This window comes from Psychrobacter sp. Sarcosine-02u-2 (assembly GCF_002836335.1).
GTDB lineage: Bacteria > Pseudomonadota > Gammaproteobacteria > Pseudomonadales > Moraxellaceae > Psychrobacter > Psychrobacter faecalis.
In genome coordinates this window covers 1-249 of record NZ_PJBX01000099.1, presented here as the reverse complement: position 1 = coordinate 249, position 249 = coordinate 1, and the positions used below count along the sequence as shown (strand labels likewise).

1 protein-coding gene is annotated in these 249 nt (G+C 41.0%); it reads left to right on the top strand.

Going from position 1 to position 249, the window contains the following annotated elements; genetic code table 11:
• Positions 1–223: IS30 family transposase (locus CXF58_RS01420; protein WP_145989788.1), on the top strand; the 223-nt coding region annotated here is incomplete at its 5' end.
• Between the last annotated feature and the right edge of the window lie 26 nt (positions 224–249).

Sequence of the window (249 nt, the reverse complement as noted above, 5' to 3'; positions counted from 1 at the left end):
AAAGCTCTTTAGCCCTTTCTTCTTTGCCGATGCTTATGCGTCATGGCAGCGAGGAACCAACGAAAATACCAACGGCTTGATCAGAGAGTATCTGCCTAAAGGCTGTGACTTTAGACAAGTCTCTGATAATGAAATACAGGACATTGAGAACAAACTAAACAACAGACCAAGAAAACGCTTAGGGTTTAAAACGCCTATGCAGGCGTTCTATAATATTAATTAGCGTTGCACTTGGTGTGTTAATCTAAG